The sequence below is a fragment of the Trinickia sp. Y13 genome, assembly GCF_029522115.1.
Taxonomy (GTDB): Bacteria; Pseudomonadota; Gammaproteobacteria; order Burkholderiales; family Burkholderiaceae; genus Trinickia.
Genome location: NZ_JAKWFK010000005.1, coordinates 99,114 through 115,283 on the forward strand (window position 1 = coordinate 99,114; position 16,170 = coordinate 115,283).

At 64.2% G+C, this 16,170-nt stretch carries 10 protein-coding genes and 1 pseudogene; 3 read left to right on the forward strand and 8 right to left on the reverse strand.

Going from position 1 to position 16,170, the window contains the following annotated elements; all coding sequences use genetic code 11:
• Positions 1 to 244: 244 nt before the first annotated feature.
• Positions 245 to 2,830 (forward strand): bifunctional aconitate hydratase 2/2-methylisocitrate dehydratase, encoded by a 2,586-nt coding sequence (gene acnB / locus MMB74_RS11295; RefSeq protein ID WP_277428723.1) that lies wholly within the window; start codon positions 245 to 247, stop codon positions 2,828 to 2,830.
• A gap of 89 nt (positions 2,831 to 2,919) precedes the next feature.
• On the opposite strand, the gene MMB74_RS11300 is transcribed toward acnB, so the two are convergent.
• The 8 genes and pseudogenes from MMB74_RS11300 to hyfB all read right to left on the reverse strand — a co-directional run bounded on the left by MMB74_RS11300 (position 2,920) and on the right by hyfB (position 14,151).
• Positions 2,920 to 4,146, reverse strand: a complete 1,227-nt coding sequence (locus MMB74_RS11300; protein ID WP_277428724.1) for an MFS transporter — start codon at positions 4,144 to 4,146, stop codon at positions 2,920 to 2,922.
• Between the two features lie 85 nt (positions 4,147 to 4,231).
• A pseudogene (locus tag MMB74_RS11305) lies at positions 4,232 to 6,748 on the reverse strand (transglycosylase domain-containing protein); the annotation flags it as partial.
• A gap of 255 nt (positions 6,749 to 7,003) precedes the next feature.
• On the reverse strand, positions 7,004 to 7,519 hold the full coding sequence (locus tag MMB74_RS11310; protein ID WP_277428725.1) for a formate hydrogenlyase: 516 nt from the start codon (positions 7,517 to 7,519) through the stop codon (positions 7,004 to 7,006).
• Entirely contained in the window at positions 7,519 to 9,081 is a 1,563-nt protein-coding gene (locus tag MMB74_RS11315) for an NADH-quinone oxidoreductase subunit C (protein ID WP_277428726.1), read from the reverse strand. The genes MMB74_RS11310 and MMB74_RS11315 overlap by 1 nt, the downstream gene beginning before the upstream one ends.
• A gap of 3 nt (positions 9,082 to 9,084) precedes the next feature.
• Positions 9,085 to 10,548 (reverse strand): hydrogenase 4 subunit F, encoded by a 1,464-nt coding sequence (locus MMB74_RS11320; RefSeq protein WP_277428727.1) that lies wholly within the window; start codon positions 10,546 to 10,548, stop codon positions 9,085 to 9,087.
• The gene (locus tag MMB74_RS11325; protein WP_277428728.1) at positions 10,541 to 11,200 is read right to left on the reverse strand and encodes a formate hydrogenlyase; all 660 of its coding nucleotides are present in this window, start codon (positions 11,198 to 11,200) and stop codon (positions 10,541 to 10,543) included. The genes MMB74_RS11320 and MMB74_RS11325 overlap by 8 nt, the downstream gene beginning before the upstream one ends.
• The gene (locus tag MMB74_RS11330) at positions 11,201 to 12,151 is read right to left on the reverse strand and encodes an NADH-quinone oxidoreductase subunit H (protein ID WP_277428729.1); all 951 of its coding nucleotides are present in this window, start codon (positions 12,149 to 12,151) and stop codon (positions 11,201 to 11,203) included.
• Positions 12,145 to 14,151 (reverse strand): hydrogenase 4 subunit B, encoded by a 2,007-nt coding sequence (gene hyfB, locus MMB74_RS11335; protein ID WP_277428730.1) that lies wholly within the window; start codon positions 14,149 to 14,151, stop codon positions 12,145 to 12,147. Before hyfB ends, MMB74_RS11330 begins: the two co-directional genes overlap by 7 nt.
• 249 nt (positions 14,152 to 14,400) lie before the next feature.
• Here hyfB and MMB74_RS11340 point away from each other — a divergent pair, with 249 nt between their 5' ends.
• Entirely contained in the window at positions 14,401 to 14,598 is a 198-nt protein-coding gene (locus MMB74_RS11340) for a ribbon-helix-helix protein, CopG family (RefSeq protein ID WP_277428731.1), read from the forward strand.
• A gap of 156 nt (positions 14,599 to 14,754) precedes the next feature.
• Positions 14,755 to 16,089, forward strand: a complete 1,335-nt coding sequence (gene argG, locus MMB74_RS11345; RefSeq protein WP_277428732.1) for an argininosuccinate synthase — start codon at positions 14,755 to 14,757, stop codon at positions 16,087 to 16,089.
• The last annotated feature ends 81 nt before the right edge of the window (positions 16,090 to 16,170 follow it).

The following is a 16,170-nucleotide window of genomic DNA, read 5'->3' on the forward strand; positions in this document are numbered from 1 at the left end:
CGATGACGGATCGAAGATACAAGCCCGATGCCCGCGCGTATGTGCGCTCGACCGCGTCCTGGTCCCCAGCGGCGATCACGCTGCATTCACACTGCTACCGCCGCTTCTCTTGAGTCTTATATAAGACATAAGACATTTGACGTTGCCGGACGTTGCCACTAAAATCGCGGTCGAAGCTGTGCCGGCAGCCGACTCGGCGTGCCCCAGGCCTCCCTATGAACCGCGATACCAGCAGGTGGTCCCCATGCTTGAAAACTTTCGTGCTCACGTAGCCGCACGCGCCGCGCTCGGCATTCCTCCCCTCCCGCTGACGGCCGAGCAGACCGCCGAGCTGGTCGAACTGCTGATGAATCCGCCCGCCGGCGAAGAGCAAACGCTGCTCGACCTGATCACGCATCGCGTGCCCGCTGGTGTCGACGAGGCCGCTCGCGTGAAGGCGGGCTTCCTGGCCGCGGTCGCCAAAGGCGAGACCGTCTGCGCGCTGATCTCGCGCACCCGCGCCACTGAACTGCTCGGCACGATGCTCGGCGGTTACAACATCCAGCCGCTGATCGAGCTGCTGGCGGACGCCGAAGTGGGTGTCTCGGCCGCTGACGCGCTGAAGAAAACCCTGCTGATGTTCGATCAATTCCACGACGTCAAGGAATTGGCCGACAAGGGCAACGCCAACGCCCGCGCCGTGATGCAAAGCTGGGCCGACGCCGAATGGTTCACGAGCCGTCCGGAAGTGCCGCAAAGCTTGACCGTCACCGTCTTCAAGGTTCCGGGCGAAACCAACACCGACGATCTGTCGCCCGCCCCGGATGCCACCACGCGCCCCGACATCCCGCTGCATGCGCTGGCCATGCTGAAGAATGCGCGTCCCGGCATCACGCCGGAAGAAGATGGCAAGCGCGGTCCGGTCAAGTTCATCGAGTCGTTGAAGGAAAAGGGCCATTTGGTCGCGTACGTGGGCGACGTGGTCGGCACGGGTTCCTCGCGCAAGTCGGCCACTAATTCGGTGCTGTGGTTCACGGGCGAAGACATCCCCTTCATCCCGAACAAGCGCTTCGGCGGCGTCTGCCTGGGCGGCAAGATTGCGCCGATCTTCTACAACACGATGGAAGATGCCGGCGCGTTGCCGATCGAACTCGACGTCTCGAAGATGGAAATGGGCGACGTGGTCGAGCTGCGCCCCTACGAGGGCAAGGCGCTGAAGAACGGCGAAGTGATCGCCGAGTTTCAGGTCAAGTCCGACGTGCTGTTCGACGAAGTGCGCGCCGGCGGCCGCATTCCGCTGATCATCGGCCGCGGGCTGACCGCCAAGGCGCGCGAGGCATTGGGCCTGCCGCCGTCCACGCTGTTCCGTCTGCCGCAGCAACCGGCCGATAGCGGCAAGGGCTTCTCGCTGGCTCAGAAGATGGTCGGCCGCGCGTGCGGGCTGCCGGAAGGCCAGGGCGTTCGGCCCGGCACGTACTGCGAACCGAAGATGACGTCGGTGGGCTCGCAAGACACGACCGGCCCGATGACGCGCGACGAACTGAAGGATCTGGCGTGCCTCGGCTTCTCGGCCGATCTCGTCATGCAGTCGTTCTGCCATACCGCCGCTTATCCGAAGCCTGTCGATGTGAAGACTCACCGCACCCTGCCGGACTTCATCAGCACGCGCGGCGGCATCGCGCTGCGCCCCGGCGACGGCGTGATCCACTCGTGGCTCAATCGCATGCTGTTGCCCGACACCGTGGGCACGGGCGGCGATTCGCACACCCGCTTCCCGATCGGCATCAGCTTCCCAGCCGGTTCGGGCTTGGTCGCCTTTGCGGCCGCCACCGGCACGATGCCGCTCGATATGCCGGAATCGGTGCTGGTCCGCTTCAAGGGCAAGATGCAGCCGGGCGTGACCCTGCGCGACTTGGTCAACGCGATCCCGCTCTACGCCATCAAGCAAGGCATGCTGACGGTGGCCAAGCAAGGCAAGAAAAACATCTTCTCGGGCCGCATTCTCGAAATCGAAGGCCTGCCCGATCTGAAGGTCGAGCAAGCGTTCGAGTTGTCCGATGCATCGGCCGAGCGCTCGGCCGCAGGTTGCGCGGTGCACCTGAACAAGGAACCGATCATCGAATACCTCAACAGCAACGTCACGCTGCTGAAGTGGATGATCGCGCAGGGCTACCAGGACCCACGCAGCTTGCAGCGCCGTATCAAGGCGATGGAGCAGTGGCTGGCCGACCCGCAACTGTTGTCGCCGGATGCGGACGCCGAGTACGCAGCCGTCATCGAGATCGACTTGGCCGACATCCACGAGCCGATCGTGGCCTGCCCGAACGATCCGGACGACGTGAAAACGCTGTCGGACGTGGCTGGCAACAAGATCGACGAAGTGTTCATCGGCTCGTGCATGACCAACATCGGTCACTTCCGCGCCGCGTCGAAGTTGCTCGAAGGCAAGCGCGACATTCCGGTCAAGCTGTGGGTCGCGCCGCCGACCAAGATGGATCAGAAGCAATTGACGGAAGAAGGGCACTACGGCGTGTTCGGCACAGCCGGCGCGCGTACCGAAATGCCGGGCTGCTCGCTGTGCATGGGCAACCAGGCGCAGGTGCGCGAAGGCGCGACGGTCATGTCCACGTCGACTCGCAACTTCCCGAACCGCTTGGGCAAGAACACGAACGTGTATCTGGGCTCGGCGGAACTGGCCGCGATCTGCTCGCGCTTGGGCCGCATTCCGACCCGCGAGGAGTACATGGCCGACATGGGCGTGCTGAACGCCAACGGCGACAAGATCTACCAATACATGAACTTCGATCAGATCGAAGACTTCAAGGAAGTGGCAGACACCGTGACGATGTAAGCGCGCCTCTCCACTACGGCGCGTCGCTCGCGCCGTAGCATTCGCCCGTCACGTGATGGCACCGTAGGCAAGACGTCTACGGTGCTTTTTTATCGCCCTTGCGTTTCCAAGCAAGCGCCGCAGGCCAATCGCGCGGCTTTGCGATCGGCGTTGCGCTGCGCGAAGCCCGCCATCGCCCACACGCCAAGGCCGGCCACCGCCAGCAACGCACCGACCCAGCCGGGCGAGGTCCAGCCGAAGCCGCCGGCGATCGCGAGGCCGCCAAGGAACGGCCCGAGCGCATTCGCCGTGTTGAATGCCGAGTGATTCAACGAAGCGGCGAGGCTTTGCGCATCTTCGGCAACATCCATCAAACGCGTCTGCAATACGGTGCCGAGCGCACCACCCACCCCGATGAGGAAGACGTCGACTGCGATCGTCCAGACGTTCGCCGCCGCCAATGGAAAGGCCAGCAGCGTCAGCGCGCTCCAAACCAGCAAGAGCCCGGCGGTGCGCATCAACGCGCGATCCGCGAACATCGGCACGACGAGGTTGCCCACCGTGAGCCCAACCCCGAAGATGCTGAGCACCAACGAAGCCGTGCCTACCGACGCGTGGGTGACCGACATGAGCACGTTGGCCAAGTAGGTATAGACGGCAAACAAGCCGCCGAACCCGATCGCGCCGATACCGAGCGTGTACCAGACCTGGGCGCGCCCCAATGCGCTCAATTCGCGCAGCGGGCTGGCGCCTGCGGCGGCCGGCGTGGAGGGCGCCCACAAGCGCACGCAGGTCATCGTGATCGCGCCCATCAGGGCTGCGAAGCCGAAGCTCCAGCGCCAACCGATCGCATGACCGAGCCAGTTCGCGAACGGCACGCCGATGATCGTGGCGACCGTGAGCCCCAGAAACATGCGGCCGACGGCGACCGTGCGACGGTTCTCGGGCACGAGCGAGCTGGCGACGAGCGCCGCAACGCCGAAATAAGCGCCATGCGGCAAGCCGCTGATGAAGCGGAACAGGAGCATCCACCCGTAGCTTGGCGCGAGCGCGCTCAGCGTGTTGCCCACGGCGAACAACGCCATCAGCGCGATCAGGAGATGCCGGCGGTCGAGCCTTGCACCGAGCACGGCCAGCGCGGGCGCGCCGACCACCACGCCCAATGCGTACGCGCTGATCACGTGGCCTGCCACCGGTGCGCTAATGCCCAGGCCTTGCGCGAACAGCGGCAAGACGCTCATCGTCGCGAACTCGGTCGTGCCGATCGCGAAACCGCCTACCGCCAGGGCGAAAAGCACCCACGCCGTCTTGTTCTTTGCCGCTTCAATCCGTTGCATTCTCGTTCGCCGTAGCCAAGCGGTGTTTACCCGCAAAGCAGCCATTCTAGTGGCATGGCGAAAAGCTCGCTCGCGGCGGCGCGGTTTATTGCGAATCGGCGCCCGGCGGCGGCGTTTGAGGGATGTCGGGCGTCGGGGTAGGCGATGAGCCCGCGCCCGCAGGCGGAAAACCGCCGCCCTCAGGCGTTGCTCCCGTGTGCGGCCCCGAGGGCGGGGGCAGCAGCGTCGGTGCGAGTTGTGGCGCAGCGCCGGAAGCGGGTGTGCTCGATGGCGCCGCTGGCGGGGCCGACGCTGCCGCGCCGCTCGCCGGCGTGCCGATCAGCGGTGGCAGGGACGCCGGCGCCGCCGCCGATGCCGCTGCGGACGCTGGCGCTTGCGATGCGGAAGCCGCCGAACCCGCCGAAGCGGGCACCGCTTCCGAAGCCGGTGCGGGCTCGGAAGCCGGCGCAGCCGGTTTCACGGCCCGCGGCGTTCGATGCGCCGGTGCTTGCGTCTGCGGCTTCGAGCCGGACAGCCAGGCCATCCACGCCCGCAGCTTGTCGCGGAATACATCGAAGGTGCTTGGCTGCACTTCGGTGTCGAAGCGCACGCGCGCATCGATCACGCGCGCACGCAGCGCCCGTTGATAGAAGTCGCCGACGATCGGCAGCGCGCTGTGCGCGCCTTCGCCCCAGTAATTGCCGCCCAACGTGACGCGGCCATCGTCGAAGCCCACCCAGGCGCCGGCAACGAGTTGCGGGTGCATCAGAATGAACCAGCCGTCGGTGTTGCCCTGGGTCGTGCCGGTCTTGCCTGCTACATCGGCGCGAATCCCGTAGCGCGAGCGAATGGCCGCGCCCGTCCCGCGATTGACGACATCGCGCATCACGTCGATCAACGTGCGATCGGCCGCGACCGGCAACGCCTGTTCCGGCGCGGCCGGCTCGAACTGCGCAAGCACGCGGCCGTCATGATCCTCGATGCTCGTCACCATGCGCGGCTCGAGATACGCGCCGTCGTTCGCAATGGTGGCATAGGCCGACACCATTTCTTTAACGGTGACCGGGCTCGTGCCGAGCGCGAGCGAGGGCACCGCATCGAGCTTGCTGTCGCGCACGCCCATCGCTTGCGCGAGGCGCGCGACACGCTCGGCGCCGATCTGCTCCATCAGTTGTGCCGTGATCCGGTTGCGCGAGTAGGCGAGCGCATCGCGCAGCGTCATCGGCTTGCCGCTCGGCGGGACGTCGTCGTCAGGACGCCAGATCTCGCCGCCCTTGAGCGCAATCTCGACCGGTTGATCGATGAACGTGTCCGTCGGCTTCGCCCCGGCCGCGAACGCCGCGCCGTAGACGAACGGCTTGAACGTGGAGCCGGGCTGGCGCCGCGCCTGTTGCACGTGGTCGAACGGTTCTTCCTCGAAGTCGCGGCTGCCGACCCAGGCCTCGATGGCGCCGCTGCGGGGGTCGATCGCGAGAAAGCCCGCCTGCACCTGGGTTTTGTCATGACAGAGGGTGCGCACGAAGCCGCGGTCGGCGCCTAGCTGTTTCAACGCGGCCTCGTCGCTCTGACCCGCGGCGCGCGCGCTGCGATATTCGGGCGATTCGCGCATGAACGTCCTGAATAGATCGTTCGCCGGCGAGCAACCCGCACGGCCGCTCCATTGACCGTTGGCGATCGACTGCAAGGCTCTGCCCTGCAGAGCGACGGCGGCAGTGGCCATCGCCTGTAGGCGCGAATCGATCGTCGTATGAACGATCAAGCCGTCGGAATAGACGTTGTAGTCGTTCGCATCGGCCCAACCGATCAGCCACTTGCGCAATTGCTGGGCGAAATGGGGCGCGGGGCCGGGCGGCTCGACTTGACGCTCGAAATCGACGGCTAGCGGCTTGACCTTGAGCTTATCGTAGGCGGCGGGGCTCAGACGCCCGTACTTAACCATCTGCGCGAGCACCGTATTGCGCCGCTGTAGCGCGCGTTCGGGGTTGAGCACCGGGTTGTAGTAGCTGTTGCCTTTCAACATGCCGGTGAGCGTCGCAGCTTCGAGAATGTCGAGCTCGGCGGCCGACTTGCTGAAATAGGTGCGGGCGGCCATCTCCACGCCATAGGCGTTGTATAGAAACGGCACCGTGTTCAAGTAGGTTTCGAGGATCTGGTCCTTGCTATAGGCCATCTCGATCTTCTCGGCGGTGATCGCTTCCTTGATTTTGCGCGTGAGCGTCGGCGCGCGGCCCACTTCATCGGGGTACAGGTTGCGCGCGAGTTGCTGGGTGATCGTCGAGCCGCCCTGGCGGTCGCCGTGAAAGGTGTGCAGCGCCGCGGCGGCAGTGCGTTTCCAGTCGATGCCGTGGTGCTCGTAGAAGCGATGATCCTCGGTCGAAATCAGTGCATCGACCATGTGCGGCGAAATCTGCTTGAGCGTGACCCATTCGCGGTTCGCCGGCTTGAATTCGGCCAGCAGCTTCCCGTCGGCCGAGAGGATCTGCGCGGGGCGATCGACGCGCGCCTTGCGGATGTCGCTAATGCTGGGCGTGAACGGAATCAACACGAGCACGTACAGCACGACTAGGGCGGGCGGGGTCGCGAGCGCGAACAGCACGCCGCGCCGGGTCGGATGCCGCATGCGGCGCGCCCATGTGATGCATGAATCCCGGACGGTCGTTATGAGTCGGTGCGTCACGCTGCGCTCAGCCTGGTCTGAAAAGGCTGCATGGTACCAAACGGCCGGATCTGCCGCGGCCGATCGCCGCGTGGCGCACGGCGCGCATCGCGCTCACTCAATGTCTTGCCGAAGTACGCATCGTTGCTGACAGCGCTTGTTTTTAGTTACCCGGGGATGTGTGGGCGCTCGATGTCAGGTCGCTTCACTGCGATGTTTGCCTCAGTCCTGGCGTGATCGGCAAGCCGTCAAAATGCCGCGCAGAAGATCGCCTGGTGGCGGCGGACATCCCGGAATCGTGACGTCGACCGGTAGGATCGACGAGACTGGACCGCACACCGCGTAGCTGCCGGCAAAGATGCCGCCCGTACACGCGCATTCGCCGGCTGCAACCACGAGCTTCGGGGCGGGCGTCGCGTCGTAAGCAGCGAGCACGGCTGCCCGCATGTTCAGTGTCACGGGACCGGTCACTAGCAACAAGTCTGCGTGCCGCGGACTTGCGACGAACTTGATGCCGAGCCCTTCGATGTTGTAGTACGGGTTGTTCAGTGCGTGAATTTCCAGTTCGCAACCATTGCACGAACCCGCGTCGATCTGACGAATGCACAGTGCCCGCCCGAGCAGATCGAGAATGTCCTGGCGAATCTGCTGTTCCTCGTGGCGCCTGACGTCTTCTGCTGCCGGCACGGCTTCGTCCGGAAAATCGGTGCGCGCGAATTGACGAATGAGTTGCCACATCAGAGATCATGCCCCGCGTAGTTCAGATTGAACGACTTGTTGATCAACGGAAAATCGGGAACGATGTTGCCGATGATCGCGTGCTCTAGCGCCGGCCAGTTTTGCCACGACGGATCATGGCAATGACACCGTACAACCGTATCGCCCGGGGCCGTCTCCAGCGCAACGAACACGTCACCGCGCCAGCCCTCGACCCACCCGATCCCTAGGGAATGCTCGGCCGCGTGCGTCACGTCGACGACGATCGGCCCCTGCGGAAGATTTGCCAGCAGCAACCGTATTAAACGGAGCGATTCGTCGATTTCGGAAAAACGGACGGCGACGCGCGCAGCGACGTCACCGCGTGCGTCGCTCGCAATGTTGACGGCGAGCTCGCCATACGGGGCCGCTTGCAGGTTTGCGCGCAGGTCGAACGTCCGGCCGCTGGCGCGGGCCGCCATGCCACGCACGCCGAAATGGTCGACGACATCGGGCGTCAATCGGCCGGTGCCGAGAAAGCGGTCCTGCAGGCCCGACTGATCGTCGTAAATTTGCCGCATCGCGTGGACGTCGCGTTCGATGCGTTCGCATTGAGCAGACAACTCGGCTGCGTGCTCGGAAGAAAGGTCGACTGCCACGCCCCCCGGCACAATCCGATCCATCAGGTAGCGATGGCCGAATGCCCGAGCGTTCGTCCGTATCCAGTCCTCCTTGAACCGCGAAAATTGAGCGAGACCGAATCCGAAACCGGCATCGTTGCCGAGTGCACCCAAGTCGCCAAGATGATTGGCGACGCGCTCGCACTCGAGCAGGAGCGCACGCAAAGACAGCGCACGCTTGGGCAACGCGACATCGCACGCTTGCTCGAGTGCCATGCAGTAGGCCCATGAGAACGCTACCGTCGAATCGCCGGCGATCCGGCCGGCGACCCGGTGGCCGTGCGAGGCGGGCGTTCGCTCGAACAGTCGCTCCACACCGCGATGCGCGTAGCCGAGGCGCTCTTCGAGCCGCAGCACCTTCTCGCCGACGACCGAAAACCGGAAATGGCCCGGCTCGATCGTGCCGGCGTGAATGGGCCCGACGGCGATCTCGTGCACGCCATCGCCGGCCACCCGCACGAACGGATAATCCGCTTCGTTCGACTCGAATCGTTCGATGCCCGTTGCCCGTTTTTGCAGCGGGAAGTAATCGGCGGGCCAGTTTCCATGATGGAGCCACCGGCGCGTGTCCTGGGCGCCACGCGCACGCAGGCCCGTCAGATCGAAAATCGCCCGCTGCATGCGCGCTGCGTACGGAAAAATGGCGGCCAGATCGGGAAAATCCCCTTCGGGCCGCGGCATGCCGCCCGTCGCCAGACGTACCCACAGGATGCCGTCCTCGCATTCATAGGCCGCGTTTACCGACAATACGCGATCCGGCGCTTCGCCGCCCCACATCGCAACGAGCCGGCTTTGTCCCGACCGCGCCGCATGCGCGATCTCGAGCCACTCCACTTCGCCAGCTTCGGTCACGATGGCGGGCATCCGACCCGCGCCTTGTGCAAGGCGTGCCGAACCGTGGATTTGCATCGAGTCGAGTCGCATTGTCTACCCCGCCAGCATCGTTGCAGCCTGGCGATACCACGTCGCCAAATAGGGCGGCACGTAAAGGCCGAGCATCAGGCCGATCCCCAGATGGACGAACACCGGCAGCAGCGCTGGGCGGTACGCGAGCGGCTTGGCCGTCGTCGCGCCACCGAACACCATCTGCTGCACGCGCGCGAAGATCGCCGCGAACGCTACAGCAAGCCCGAGCAGCAGAAACGGCGCGGTCCACGGTAGCGTGTTCATCGCCGTCGTCAAGATCAGGAACTCGCTCGCGAAAACGCCGAACGGCGGCAGCCCGAGAATCGCAAGCGTGCCGAGCATCAATCCCCAGCCGACCGTCGGGCTGACTTGCAGCAGCCCGCGGATGCCCTCGATCGTTTGCGTTCCCGCTTTCTGCACGGCGTGGCCGACTACGAAGAAGATCGCCGACTTGACGAGCGAGTGAACAGTCATGTGCAGTAGTCCGGCGAACGTCGCGACCGGTCCGCCGAGCCCGAACGCGAAGGTCATCATCCCCATGTGTTCGATCGACGAATACGAGAACAGCCGCTTGACGTCTTTCTGCCGAAATAGGGAGAACGACGCGACCAGCACCGACACGAGTCCGAATCCGACCAGCAGCCGCCCCGGCAGGCCGTTGCCGAGCGCGCCGTCGGCGAGGGCCTTGCAGCGCAGCACTGCGTACAGGGCGACGTTCAGCAGCAAGCCGGACAACACCGCCGAAATCGGCGTCGGACCTTCGGCATGCGCATCCGGCAACCAGCTGTGCATCGGCACGAGTCCGACCTTGGTGCCATAACCGACGAGCAGGAACACGAACGCGATCGAAACGATCGTCGGATCGAGCTGCGCCTTGACCGCGGCTAGGCTCGTCCACAGTAGCGCATCGCCGCCGGTTAGTTGCCGGCTCGCCGCAAGGTACAGCAAGATCGTGCCGAACAGCGCCTGTGCAATGCCGACGCCGCACAGGATGAAGTACTTCCATGCCGCCTCGAGACTCGCGGCGGTCCGGTAGACGCTCACGAGCAGCACGGTCGCGAGCGTTGCGGCCTCCATCGCGACCCACAGCACGCCAAGATTGTTGGTCAAGAGCGCGAGCAGCATCGCGAACATGAAGAGTTGATACATGCTGTGATAAAGCCGCATTCGTGCGGGCGTCATCCGGCCGCGGGCTTCCTCGACTTGCATGTACGGCCGCGAGAACAGCGATGTCGTCCAACCGACGAACGCAGTGAGCGCAACCAGATATACGTTGAGCGGATCGATGAAGAAGGCGCGCCCGAACGCAAAGGACGGCCCGTGTTCGACGGTGCGCGCGGCGAGCGCGAGCGTCGCCGCGAATGTCACGAGGCTGAAGCCGACGTTCAAGCTGCGCGCGGCGGAGCTCGGCCGCACGCACGCCAGGCATCCGGCCGCCAAGAGCGGCATGCCGAGCACGATGAACACGATTTGAGCGTTATTCATCCTTGAGCTTCTCGAGATGACGGATGTCGAGACTGTCGAACTGCTCGCGAATCTGAAACATGAACACGCCGAGAATCAGAATGCCGATCAGCACGTCGAGCCCGATGCCGAGTTCGACGACCATCGGCATGCCGTTGGTCGCAGCGGCCGCCGCGAAGAACAGCCCGTTTTCCATCGACAGAAACCCGATCACCTGGGGAATCGCCTTAGCGCGCGTGATCATCGACATGAACGACAGCAGCACACACGCGAGCGCGATCCCGAGTGTGCCACGCGCCACCGACGTGGCAAGCTGGCTGATCGGCGACGCGACGTTGAACGCGATCACCACGAGCACGATGCCGATCAGCAGCGTCGTCGGAATGTTGATGAGCGGCTCGACATCGGCCTGGACATCGAGCCGGCGAACCAGCCGGTATAGGATCCATGGAATCAGGCCGACCTTCAGCACCAGCGTCAGCCCGGCGGATACATACAGGTGCGCGTCATCCGTCACGAAGCCGAGTATCAGGTTCGCCGACACGAGCGTGACGCCCTGCAGCGTATAGAGATGGATCAGCGTCAAAATCCGGCGCTGGCTGAGCATTGCAAACGACAGCATCAGCAGCACGGCCGCAAGGAAGTTGATGAGTTGCGTCGCGTAACCGTGCATTCACGCCCCCAGCAGCAGATGAACGAGCATGCCGATCACCGCGAGCAGAAACGCGGTTGCCAGAAACTCCGGCACCCGAAAGATCCGCATTTTCGCGTTGACCGTCTCGACGACGGCAAGCGCGGCGCCGCCCGCCATCAGCTTGACGACGAGTACCGGCACGGCCAGCAGCAGCGCGACTGGATTGCCTGCGCTTGCGATACCCCATGGCAGGAACAGCGCAAGGCCGATGCAGGAATAAGCAAACAGCTTGAGGCTGGCTGCCCACTCCATCAGCGCGAGGTGTCGCCCCGAGTACTCGAGGATCAGCGCCTCGTGGATCATCGTGAGTTCGAGGTGGGTGGTCGGATTGTCGACGGGCAGCCGCGCGTTTTCGGCAAGCGACACCAGTGTGAAGGCGATACCCGCGAACGCTAGACTCGGATAGATCGTGAGTTCGTGACGCCCAAGCGTTGCAACGATGCTCGTCAGCAGCGTCGACTGCGTAATCAGCGAGGCCGATAGCAGCACCATCAGCAGCGCAGGTTCCGCGAGGAAGCCAATCAGCATTTCGCGGCGGGCGCCGAGCGTGCCGAATGCCGTGCCGATGTCCATCGCCGCGAGCGACAGCGCGACGCGGGCCAGTGCGAATAGACCGACCAGCGCGATCGCGTCTGCGGCGGGCGACAGCGGCAGCTCGGTCGACAGCGTCGGCACGATCGCGCACGCGAGCGTCATCGCAGCCCAAACGACGTAGGGTGCGCCGCGGAACACCGGACTCGCATCGTATGCGAGAACCGATTCCTTGTTGAATAACTTGTGGAGCATCCGATACGGCTGCCAGATGGACGGCGCGCGCCGGTTCTGCAGCCATGCGCGGCACTGGTTGACCCACCCGGTGAGCAGTGGCGCGGCCGCGAGCGCGACCACGATCTCGAGGGTCTGCGATAACACGCCGGATAGGGTTACCATCGCCTCACCAGCATCAGGAGCAGGATCAGCACGACGAAGCTGTAGGTCAGATACACAGCGATCTTGCCCGTCTGCAAGCGGCCCGCCCAGTCGGCGGCCCGTTGCGTAAGCGTCGAGATGCGCGCGTAGAGGGCCGACCAGGTTCGATCCGTGACTGACACCCGGTAGGCCGGTTGCGCGTCGAACGGCGACGGCAGTTGCCGCTCGATGTGAAATAGCGGCGCGAAGATCTCACGGATCGGCTGCCCGAAACCTTCCGCGGTGTCCTGCATCCGTGCGGTCCTGAATGGGAAACCGCAACTCCACGGTGCGGCACGCCGCAGCCGGCCGTGGTAGAAGCGCCGCACCAGCACCCAGGCGAGCCCACAGCACGCAATGAAAAACAGCATGAATATCGCGGGCATGTAGCTCGCCCGCGCAGTCGACACAGGGACGAACAGCAACCAGCCGTGATTTTCGGCGCCGATGCCGGCGCCGACGAGCGCGCGCGTGACGCGATCCAGCAGCTTGACGAACTGCGCGGGCATGAGTCCGAGCAGCACGCCAATGGCGGCAAACCAACTGAACGCCACCCGTTCCCATGCGTTCGCGTCGCGAGCGCGGTCCAGCTTCGCCTCCCTCGGTTGCCCGAGGAACACGATGCCGAAGAACTTGACCATCGTATAGCCCGCCAGCGCGGCCGACATCGCGATCAGTGCGGCGACGATCGGCACCGTCATCGCGAGCAGCGAGTCCGGCAGCCCCGGCGTGAACAAGACACTTTGCAGCAGCAACCACTCTGCAGCGAATCCACTGAGCGGCGGTAAGCCCGCGCTCGCCGCGACGCCTGCAAGCACCGCCCACGCGGTCCACGGCATGAAGCGGATCAGTCCGCCGAGCTTGCCGAGATTGCGTTCTCCGGTTGCGTGCAACACGGCGCCCGTGCCAAGGAATAGCAGGCTTTTGAACGCCGCGTGGGCCACGATTTGATAGAGCATGGCGGTCAACGCGAGCGCGGAAAGGCTCGTCATCCCGTATGCGCGAAACAGCACCGCGATCCCCAGTGCGATGACCATCAGCCCGATGTTGTCGATCGACGAATAGGCGAGCAGGCGTTTCATGTCGACCTGAATGGTGCTGAACGCTACGCCAAGCAGCGCGGTAACCACGCCCAGGACGAGCAGTAGCGCGCCCCACCACGCGATCTGCACGTGCAGCAGGTCGAACACGGTACGCAGCAGGCCGTACAGCCCCACTTTCAGCACGAATCCGCTCAGCAGCGCCGACACGGGGGACGGCGCGGCGGGGTGCGCCTCGGGCAGCCAGACGTGCAGCGGAAAGATACCCGCCTTTGCGCCAAAGCCGACGAGCGCCAACAGGAACGCAAGCGACGCCCAGAACGTGCCGAGCGATTGTGCACGCATGTTGGCGAACGTGTAGTCGCCAGTGCGCGCCTGCAGGATGCCGAAACAGAGCAGCAGCGCGAGTGCGCCGACGTGCGAAATCAGGAAATACAAGTAGCCCGCCCGGCGGATCTCGCCGATGCGGTGGTTGGTCATCACCAGAAACGTCGCGGACAGCGTCAGCGTTTCCCAGGCGACCATGAACACGTACGCATCGTCAGCGACGAGCACAAGGGCGATGCTCGCGACGCACACGTGGTATTCGAAGCAAATCAACCCCGGCGCAGACCCTTCGCCCTTACGGAAGTAGCCGGCGGAAAAACTGCCGATTCCCGCGCTGACGACACCGAGCACGAACAGGAAATAGCCGGAGAGCTGGTCGACGCGCAGATGAAATGGCAAGCCGGGTAGCCCGATCGGCAACACGGTGGCGGACGGCTGCGCAAAGATGCCAACGAGCCCCGCCGCGCCCAACAACAGTCCGCCCAGTGCGCCGAGCGGAAACAGCCCATGCGAGACGAGCCGCGTGCGATGCAGCACCCCGAGTCCGAGCGTGCCGATCGCGAGCCAGGCGGCCGCGGCCAGCAAGACCAAATGGACGACAGGCACGGGGGGCATCCGGAATGTCTCCAGTACGCTCGGGTTTAACGAGGTGCACGAAACGGCCGCAGAATCGACGGCATAGTTCCGTGCGCATTATGACACCGAAAGGCCCATATAGCTAACAGAGCATGATAATGTGGTTATCATGTGAACCACATGACCTTATTTACTGGAATAGGCCGAAAGTCAATGCGGGCTCAACCTGGAGAACGCATGGCAGATGCATTACAATTTGATTAGCATATTTGCCGATCCTTCCCTGCAATGGAAACGAAAACAGCACGCCTGACCATTCTGATCGATCCCGCGAAGAAGGAAGCCTTTGAAATGCTTTGCGCGGCACAAGATCTGACGTCGTCGCAGGTGGTGCGGCAGTTGATCCGCGAGTATCTCGAGCGACACGGCGTGAGCTACAAGACCAAGAGTGCGCTCGGCAAGCGGGTGAAGCGAAGCGCGGGTTGAACCCAATCGTCCCGCATGCGCGCCCCCTGGCCCCTGCGCACGGGCTACAATAGCGCTTTTCGCGCTTTGTCCGTCCCCTGGGGCGGCGCCTGCGCGGGCGCCAGACGGCCGGTTTGCTCGATTCAACCTCCTTTCCTCGATTGAACGGTTTTCCTCATGAGTACTATTCTTGAAAGCCTCCCGGCTGGCCAGAAGGTCGGCATCGCCTTCTCCGGCGGCCTCGACACGAGCGCCGCGCTGCACTGGATGAAGCTCAAGGGCGCGGTCCCGTATGCCTACACGGCCAATTTGGGCCAGCCCGACGAGGACGATTACGATTCGATTCCCCGCCGCGCGCTCGAATACGGCGCGGCCGGCGCCCGCTTGATCGACTGCCGCGCGCAACTCGTCGCCGAAGGCATCGCGGCGCTGCAATGCGGCGCCTTCCATGTCTCGACCGCCGGCCTGACCTACTTCAACACCACGCCGATCGGCCGCGCCGTCACGGGCACGATGCTCGTCGCCGCGATGAAGGAAGACGGCGTCAACATCTGGGGCGACGGCAGCACGTACAAGGGCAACGACATCGAGCGCTTCTACCGCTATGGCCTGCTGGTCAACCCCGGTCTGAAGATCTACAAGCCCTGGCTCGATCAGCAATTCATCGACGAGCTCGGCGGCCGCGCGGAAATGTCCGAGTTCATGCGCCAATCGGGTTTCGAATACAAGATGTCGGCCGAGAAGGCTTATTCGACCGATTCGAACCTGCTCGGCGCCACGCACGAAGCGAAGGACCTCGAAAGCCTCGAATCCGGCATCAAGATCGTGAACCCGATCATGGGCGTGGCGTTCTGGCGCGACGATGTGAAGATCGCCAAGGAAGAAGTCACGATTCGCTTCGAGGAAGGCCGCCCCGTGGCACTGAACGGCGTCGAATATGCCGATGCCGTCGAGTTGATGCTCGAGGCCAATCGCATCGGCGGTCGTCACGGCCTGGGCATGAGCGATCAGATCGAGAACCGCATCATCGAAGCGAAAAGCCGCGGCATCTATGAGGCTCCGGGGCTCGCGCTGCTGTTTATCGCCTACGAGCGTCTCGTCACGGGCATCCACAACGAAGACACGATCGAGCAATACCGCGACAATGGCCGCCGTCTCGGCCGCTTGCTCTATCAGGGCCGTTGGTTCGACCCGCAAGCCATCATGCTGCGCGAGACGGCCCAACGCTGGGTGGCGCGCGCTATCACGGGCGAGGTGACGGTCGAACTGCGTCGCGGCAACGATTATTCGCTGCTCAGCACCAAGTCGCCGAACCTGACCTATCAGCCGGAACGTTTGTCGATGGAGAAGGTGCAATCGACGTTCTCGCCGCGCGATCGGATCGGCCAGTTGACCATGCGCAATCTCGACATCACCGACACGCGCGAAAAGCTGCGCATCTACTCGCAAGTCGGGCTGCTCACGCCGGGCGAGGCGTCGGCGCTCCCGCAAATCAAGGGCGACGAGAAGTAAGCGGCCAGCCTCCGCGGCCGCGCAATGGCGCGGCCGTACCCCTCGCGTGCGGTGATCGACCGCACGCTTGCCATTCATCCC

Excerpts from the sequence above, each read along its gene's own strand:
- acnB (WP_277428723.1), top strand. The coding sequence starts at position 245 with ATGCTTGAAAACTTTCGTGCTCACGTAGCCGCACGCGCCGCGCTCGGC.
- MMB74_RS11300 (WP_277428724.1), bottom strand. The coding sequence starts at position 4,146 with ATGCAACGGATTGAAGCGGCAAAGAACAAGACGGCGTGGGTGCTTTTC.
- MMB74_RS11310 (WP_277428725.1), bottom strand. The coding sequence starts at position 7,519 with ATGTGGCAACTCATTCGTCAATTCGCGCGCACCGATTTTCCGGACGAA.
- MMB74_RS11315 (WP_277428726.1), bottom strand. The coding sequence starts at position 9,081 with ATGCGACTCGACTCGATGCAAATCCACGGTTCGGCACGCCTTGCACAA.
- MMB74_RS11320 (WP_277428727.1), bottom strand. The coding sequence starts at position 10,548 with ATGAATAACGCTCAAATCGTGTTCATCGTGCTCGGCATGCCGCTCTTG.
- MMB74_RS11325 (WP_277428728.1), bottom strand. The coding sequence starts at position 11,200 with ATGCACGGTTACGCGACGCAACTCATCAACTTCCTTGCGGCCGTGCTG.
- MMB74_RS11330 (WP_277428729.1), bottom strand. The coding sequence starts at position 12,151 with ATGGTAACCCTATCCGGCGTGTTATCGCAGACCCTCGAGATCGTGGTC.
- hyfB (WP_277428730.1), bottom strand. The coding sequence starts at position 14,151 with ATGCCCCCCGTGCCTGTCGTCCATTTGGTCTTGCTGGCCGCGGCCGCC.
- MMB74_RS11340 (WP_277428731.1), top strand. The coding sequence starts at position 14,401 with ATGGAAACGAAAACAGCACGCCTGACCATTCTGATCGATCCCGCGAAG.
- argG (WP_277428732.1), top strand. The coding sequence starts at position 14,755 with ATGAGTACTATTCTTGAAAGCCTCCCGGCTGGCCAGAAGGTCGGCATC.